This window comes from Sphingobium sp. SG1 (genome assembly GCF_057063145.1).
In genome coordinates this window covers 179,054-185,663 of record NZ_JBVVOJ010000009.1, presented here as the reverse complement: position 1 = coordinate 185,663, position 6,610 = coordinate 179,054, and the positions used below count along the sequence as shown (strand labels likewise).

General features: G+C 56.4%; 9 protein-coding genes. 3 read left to right on the top strand and 6 right to left on the bottom strand.

Annotated elements, in window-relative coordinates; all coding sequences use genetic code 11:
* Positions 1-299 precede the first annotated feature (299 nt).
* Both AC0KVN_RS19000 and AC0KVN_RS18995 read left to right on the top strand, forming a co-directional pair.
* Complete coding sequence (locus AC0KVN_RS19000) at positions 300-560, top strand: hypothetical protein (RefSeq protein WP_483656323.1); 261 nt, start codon at positions 300-302, stop codon at positions 558-560.
* Between the two features lie 122 nt (positions 561-682).
* The gene (locus AC0KVN_RS18995) at positions 683-898 is read left to right on the top strand and encodes a hypothetical protein (protein ID WP_483656322.1); all 216 of its coding nucleotides are present in this window, start codon (positions 683-685) and stop codon (positions 896-898) included.
* Positions 899-1,095: 197 nt separating this feature from the next.
* On the opposite strand, the gene AC0KVN_RS18990 is transcribed toward AC0KVN_RS18995, so the two are convergent.
* Together AC0KVN_RS18990 and AC0KVN_RS18985 are read right to left on the bottom strand one after the other, a co-directional pair.
* Positions 1,096-1,443 (bottom strand): response regulator, encoded by a 348-nt coding sequence (locus AC0KVN_RS18990; RefSeq protein WP_483656321.1) that lies wholly within the window; start codon positions 1,441-1,443, stop codon positions 1,096-1,098.
* Between the two features lie 3 nt (positions 1,444-1,446).
* On the bottom strand, positions 1,447-2,334 hold the full coding sequence (locus tag AC0KVN_RS18985) for an iron-containing redox enzyme family protein (protein ID WP_483656320.1): 888 nt from the start codon (positions 2,332-2,334) through the stop codon (positions 1,447-1,449).
* A gap of 306 nt (positions 2,335-2,640) precedes the next feature.
* Between AC0KVN_RS18985 and AC0KVN_RS18980 the strand changes: the two genes are divergently transcribed.
* Positions 2,641-3,300 (top strand): SDR family NAD(P)-dependent oxidoreductase, encoded by a 660-nt coding sequence (locus AC0KVN_RS18980; protein WP_483656319.1) that lies wholly within the window; start codon positions 2,641-2,643, stop codon positions 3,298-3,300.
* A 45-nt stretch (positions 3,301-3,345) separates the two neighbouring features.
* On the opposite strand, the gene AC0KVN_RS18975 is transcribed toward AC0KVN_RS18980, so the two are convergent.
* The 4 genes from AC0KVN_RS18975 to AC0KVN_RS18960 form a co-directional block, all read right to left on the bottom strand.
* Entirely contained in the window at positions 3,346-4,173 is an 828-nt protein-coding gene (locus AC0KVN_RS18975) for a Crp/Fnr family transcriptional regulator (RefSeq protein ID WP_483656318.1), read from the bottom strand.
* Positions 4,170-4,544: a response regulator gene (locus tag AC0KVN_RS18970; RefSeq protein WP_483656317.1), complete on the bottom strand. Its 375-nt coding sequence runs from the start codon at positions 4,542-4,544 to the stop codon at positions 4,170-4,172. The genes AC0KVN_RS18975 and AC0KVN_RS18970 overlap by 4 nt, the downstream gene beginning before the upstream one ends.
* On the bottom strand, positions 4,541-5,683 hold the full coding sequence (locus tag AC0KVN_RS18965) for a sensor histidine kinase (protein WP_483656316.1): 1,143 nt from the start codon (positions 5,681-5,683) through the stop codon (positions 4,541-4,543). Before AC0KVN_RS18965 ends, AC0KVN_RS18970 begins: the two co-directional genes overlap by 4 nt.
* Positions 5,684-5,835: 152 nt before the next feature.
* Positions 5,836-6,258, bottom strand: coding sequence for a DUF6766 family protein (locus AC0KVN_RS18960; protein ID WP_483656315.1), 423 nt, complete (start codon positions 6,256-6,258; stop codon positions 5,836-5,838).
* Positions 6,259-6,610 lie beyond the last annotated feature (352 nt).

Genomic DNA, 6,610 nt, shown 5'->3' with positions numbered 1-6,610 from the left:
AAAACCAAAGAGTCCTACCTCGGCTTCGTCAATCTCGTCTCAGCCCTGCAATGGATACCCTTTGTCCACGAAACCTAGTAAAGCTAAGAGTAATACCCATCTTAATGTAGCTCCGCCGCCAATCGGATTCCATCCGATCGCAAATGCAACGCTTACAAGATGGGAATTATCTTATCTTAGATCAGCGTTTTTTGCATCTATCGCAGATATCCACCGGATCGTCACATTAAATGAAATCCTGCAGGAACTGTGCATCTTCGGGAGCTCAATGAAGTTCAAGCTTGAGGACGGAGAAGGCGATGGATGCAGCACTAATTTATGAACGATTCGAGCACCGGCCGGGTTCTCTGGCAGCCCAACTGCAATGGGGTGCCGCGATCGAGAATATCACCATCCACAAAGTGACCGAACATGGGCTGGTTTTTTCAGCACTTGCCATCCCTGACCTGAACGCTCCGGTGACGGTCATGCTGGGCGGCTGCCGGGCAGAGGCTATCATAAGCTCTAGAAATCCAAAGCGCGGAGCCGCGCTTTTTGTACGGCCATTCAAAATATACTGACTCCTCTGCCGCGTCAGAAGGCCAGATTCGCCTTTTCCGGCCCACGTGTCGATCTCTTCGCAGGGCTTAGGTTCGTCGCGGTCTTTGCCGGGCCAGCAAATAGGCCATTGGCCTGCACCGTCATGGACATCGAATTATTAGGTGCGCCCCGTGCCGTTCACATCGCCGTCGCCGCCTTCGTCACCTATTTGTGCTCAGGCCACAGCGGCATCTATCTGTCTCAGCGGATCGCCGTCCCCAAGCACCCGAGCACTTCCATCAGCCAAGGCGTCGCGCTGCGCGGCGTTCGCCCGCTGCGCACTCAGATCACCAAGCAGAATCTCCGCACAGCGGCATGACTTCCCGCCGGAGGCCAAGGTCGTCATCTATAAGTATTTCGAACGTTGACCGTTCGTAGCTCCAGCAAGGCCGAAGTCGGAGAATCAAACTCAATTTGCTTTACGTTGTTATCGTTGCAGGCGGTAGCGTAAAATGATGCGATGCGGCCGCGCTGGCAGTACAATATAGGCTTTTTTTCCGGTCAACCAGCTCTGGTTTAGTGCATGATATGTCGCAGGGTGCGCGCGAGTTCGGTGAAAAGCTCCGGCTTAAGTATCAGGGGCGCGGCGGGGTGGTTGCGCATCAGTGCGAAGTCCGGCGCGCCTGAACAGAAAACATAGGGAATGTCGTACAAATCGAGATCTTCTGCCAGAAGGCCGACGTCGCCGTCCTGCAACCGAATGTCCAGGACGGCAGCGCACGGCATATCGTCAGCGACAGCGGCGATACCGTCGGCAAGCGTCTGGTAAGGCCCGTCTACCGCATAGTTAGCGTCCTCCAATATGTCGGCGATCACCGCCGCAACAGCAGGGTCGTCCTCCACCAGCAGAATCCGGTTGCTCATCCTTCATTCCAATCCAAAATGGCCACGATATCGCTCGAAGCAGCGCTCTCCGCATCGCAAGCGGATCAGCGCCCCCTCCGCCATAGCAGTCGCGCGACGAGGATCCTCCGCGACCAATGGCCAGATTGCCTCATCGTTCCAGTCACGGCTGTGCTTGATGTCGAGTACGGCATGCAGGTCAAAATAGCGTCGTTCAGACCCGGACAGGCCGATGCGCCGCAGACCTTTGGCAGTGTGCGCAGAACGATCTGGCGCGGTGAGTTCGATCACGCCCAGTGCGCCCACGCTGTGCCAGGCAAAAAAGCGCGATGTGGCCATGGCCGTCATGGCATTGGCGAGCGCCAAACTCTCCCAGACAGTGTTCTCGATACGCGTGTCGAGTTCGAGAATATCGACCAGCTGACCCAGCATCGGGCCATGCATGCCCTTCGCATTACCACGCCCCATCTCGTCCCAGTAATTGCGCGCCAGTTCGAGCTTAGCGCGCGCGGGCAGCTTTACTTGCGTCATCGCGACCAGATCGTCGAAGCCTGCTTCACCCGCAGCTTCCTGCGACAAAAACCAGCGCAACTCATCCCGGCCCGCCTGTTCGGCGAGCCATGGGAACAGGCGGTCATGTTGACCCGGCCCAGTCGCCTTGAGATTTTCGAACCAGGCAATGAACCCATCGGGATCGGTCGGCGCCTCGCTCGCCTCAGGCATGACTTCCTGCCGCAACTCTTCGAGAAAGCCGATCTCCAGCCGCAGCATGCGTCGATCATCCTCGAAGCGTTCGGCAGAGACAGCCTCCGGAAAGGCCGGAGACAGCCGTCTCCGGTTCCAGCGACTTAGCACCTCCTGAAATTCCTTTTGCAGAAATTGCGATCCGTCAGCCTTGAGCTGCGTTGCCACATCCAATCCTTTCAAATGATATGGCAGAACAATCCTGGAGGGCTCACTCTCGTTCCTGAAAATTATATTGATCAGGATCAGTCGGTCGCGGAAATCCTGCTAACCCTGATCAATCGAGAAATATAAAGTCGATTTTCCTCACGATATTGGACGGCAGGCTCTAGCTGCGGCACAAGATCAGCAACGCAACCAGTTGCCGGCCGCCATCGTTGGCGGATCCATAATGGCTTGTTTTGTCTCAACCGCTTCGCGCTCTCGCTTGTTCTAGCTCCATAAGAAGCTCGACTCCTGCCGTCGAAGGAAGCGATGATGCAGATGATGCCTCGCCCGGTCACTAAAGCCACCTTAAGCCAAGCCCCGGATGTGAGCCAGGTTTTCCCCGGACCGGGTCACCTGAACGGCAGGGTTGCGATCGTCACCGGGGCCTATAGTGGCATCGGCCGCAGTCATCATCCATACGCACGGTATAACGCAGATATGGCGACCGTCTATCTGCTTGAGGACGAGGACGCGGCAGAAAACGATGACCAGTGTCAAAGTTGGGGGCCGCCGGGCGACACGATCCGTGCCGACATCGGTGACGAGGCCGGCTGTGATGACCTCGCAGCAAAAGTGCTCCACGAGTTCGGCCGGATCCTCATCAACAATGCCGCAGAGCGGCACCCCGAGAAGGGCATTGTCATCAACCAAGTTCGCCGTTGTCGCTCGATAGCGATGTTCCAGCCCCAAAAGCGGACATGCAAATCAGATCGGATCTGGAACCTGGAAGAGGGTAGTTGGGCGCCCCCCCCTCTACTATCATCCGAGTACAAATCCCTTATACCTTTAAGCGGACGGTCAGCTTCTCGAGACGCTCTATGCCCGGTGCGCCCTTGTTCGAGCAGCACTGGGCATAAGCATGGGTCAGAATGTCATCGCGGCCGGTTCACCGTATCGTTTGGCCTGCGCGCTGCGCCTTCGGGCTAATTTTCCGTGGATATATTGGGGTTGCGCGTCCGATAGGTCGGCGCATCACGTCGTTCCGGTCGGCTTGTGTCGTGATGTATTTCCTTCGTCATGGCGTTGAGGGCCTGGGCGCTTTTGTTCAGTCGAACCACTTGATCGCAACGAACGCTCGCCTCGATAACAAGACGACGCCCGCAACCGATGATGACCAAATTTGCGCCGTAATGTGCTCCATCCGTGAAGCTCGATCATCCCGCCTTTCCATGTCAGCATACCTGCCTGACGTGCAGACTGGAGCATGCGGTTCACATGGACAGGGGTGAGGCCAACCGCATCCGCCACCATTTCCTGTGTGATAGGGATGGCAAATCTGCCAGCGCGAGCGAGACCGGCCATTTCATGACGCTCCAGTAATTCGTGCAGAAAATCGGCGACTCTTTCTTGGGCAGTAAGACGACCAAGCCGCGACACCTGTCCGTAAAGAAATGACTCTTCGATATAGCGGCTTGCCGCGTAGGCAGCAGCCAAGCTTGGAGAGAGGGTGGGGTCAGGTCCATCGCAAATTGAAAGATCGGTGACGGCGGAAAGGTTTGCTGCAGCCAACTGATCAACGGCGCGAGTAAAGATAAGGTCGCCCGGCAGAAGGAAATTGATGATCTGGCGCCTCCCGTCTTCCATCACGCGGGTCCGGGCCGCCCACCCGCTCAAAATGAGTGTTATGCGAGGCGCGGTCTCCCCCTCGACCTGAAATTCGGTTCTCGCCAAAACGGCCCTCGACCTGGCCAAAGCAGAGTTGAGCGCAGACAATGCGCATTGGTCGAGTTGCGCGAGCCTTTTCAGCCGCGTTATTGCGGCAGAAGCGATTTCTCTTGAAGCAAGTTCGACGCCGCTCATGAAACCCTCCTCTCAAGCAGCTCCTCGATCATCTGGATGACCTGTGTCACGCAGAAGGGTTTAGAGATGCGCGGCGCGTCCTGATATTCCTCTGGCATCGACCAACCATCGTAACCCGTCAGAAACATGTACGGGATTTTGCGCTGGGCTAGCCTATCAGCCAATGGATAGGAATTGCTGCCCGCCAGGTTGACGTCCAGGACCGCGATGTCGACTTTTTCATCCTCAGCCAGACGCAATCCGCCGACCAGATCGCCGACTGGACCCAAAATATGAGCGCCCTCGGCTGCAAGAATCTTCTTTAGGTCAGAGGCTATGAAATACTCATCCTCGACAATGAGGATATGCGTGTTTTCCAGCACATGCTTCATGGCCGATGTCCGGATGCAGGCTGCTTCCCGCAGGGGCCGCCCGGTAAAGGCACTTTGATCAAGCACTGGACGCCTCCCGGAAGGAATTCCAGACGGGCGGAGCCGCCAAGGCGATAGGGGATCGCCTCCTCGATCAGTTCACGGCCGAAGCCTTCATGTCTGGGAGCCAGCCCGACCGCAGGTACGCCTTCCTCTTTCCATAGGAACGACAGCATCGGCGCAGCGTCTGCGTATGGCTCGACTTTCCAGGACACCGAGAGCTTTCCGGTATCGACCTTGAACGCTCCATATTTGACGGCATTTGTGGTTAGTTCGTGGATTGCCAAGCCCATGGTTTCAAACATTTCGGATGGCAGTTGGACGTCCGGGCCGTTAATTTCGAGATTTGGGCCCTCCTGAACGCCGACGCTGACCAGTTCGTCCCGCAGGAGATTCTCGAAATCAGCAGTGCCACTGGCACTCTGCGTCACGATCACTTGCACCCGGGCGAGCGCATCAAGCCGCCCCCTGAAGTGATCCGCAATCTCTTCGAAATCCGTTCCAGTCTCGACGCTCCGCGAGAATATCGACCTTACGACGGTGAGGATGTTGCGCACACGGTGCTGCAACTCGGCCACCACCATATTAAGTTGCCTGCTGCGTTCCTCCAGAGCTGCTTCTGCAAGCACTTGTCTAGTCGTCTCCACGATCGTGACCAGCACTCCCGCGACGGCGCCGTCTGTCTCGATAACCGGACTGTAGGTTAGACTGAGCCATATGTCCTGTTGAACGCCATGACGTACCAGAGGATAGAAGCCATTCTCGATGGTAACGGTTTCGCCCGCAAACACGCGCGCATAAATCGGTTCGTTGATGTGCCAGACTTCCGGCCAGCATGTCTGATTGGAAATGCCTAGGCCTGAGGGATGCTTGTCGACCATGAGATCAGCGTAGCTGTCATTGTAGATCTGGAGCAGATCCCGTCCCCATAAAATGATCATGGGAAAGCCATGGCTGAGCAAAATCTCTACCGTGGAGCGCAAGAGCACAGGCCATTGGCTGACCGGGCCAAGCCGGGTTTCCGACCAGTCGTGTTCGCGTATGTATTTCGCCATATCCACCCTGGAAAATGGCCAGTTTTCGTTTGCTGCAGTTGCCATGCCTTGTCCCATTTGAGCATATGCCCTGTACAACGCATCATATCGCTGAAATGTCGCGAATTTGTTCGAACAGTCCGTGACACTTCGAGCAAATGGCTCACATTTGACGAGCGAGCCGCAGCCAGGCTTCGGGGTGAGGCGCATATTTATTTTCATGGCTTGGACTGCGCGTCTTCATTGTCAAATTCATGCGGCTTGGCATGACCATGTCCGCGCAAATAGCGCGCATCGATATCCGCGATCAGCCGCTCCACGTGAGCACCTGCCTTGAGGCGGATAAGTGCATCAATCTTCGCCTCGAGGCGATCGTCATTCTCCTTTGAGGCCGGCGAGCCGACGTAAAGAAAATAGGCCAGTCCCACTACTTGCCAGAGAAGCTGCAGGAATTCTGACTGCCAGTTTTCGAACGTGTCTCTTCCCATCTCAACCAGATAAGGCGACAGCGCAGCTTGCTCTCCATGGCTCTGGGCTTCGTTCACATACGCGTACCAGCCGAGAATCCAGTGGCCGATGATCGACAGCGCGAAGAAGGCGATGGTGATCCACGCATAGGCATATTTCTTTCCTAAGCTCATCGCGGCTCCCCTTCCTCTGACTGTCAGGCGGCACATCAGCTGCCTTCCCTGCAGGGCAAGAACGAGTGGAGCGTCATTCGGCGATTCCGAAAACTGCTTGAAATTGACTTATGTGATTCCGGGTCACCAAACTGCACAACCGCGGATCTCGCGCCGCGAGTCTGGCAACAGCTTCACCCGTCTCGTCGTTAAACTGGGTTATCGGGCGCATGCTTTCGCCGGAATGCGGTACCGGCCGCCGCTAGCCTTTATTGGTGTGCTTTTGTCGGGACTGGTTGAACCTATCGTCGGCTTCCTTGGCGCGCTCCTGGTCCATGAGTTCGTCGCGTGCTGCCGCTCGCTCTATGCCTGG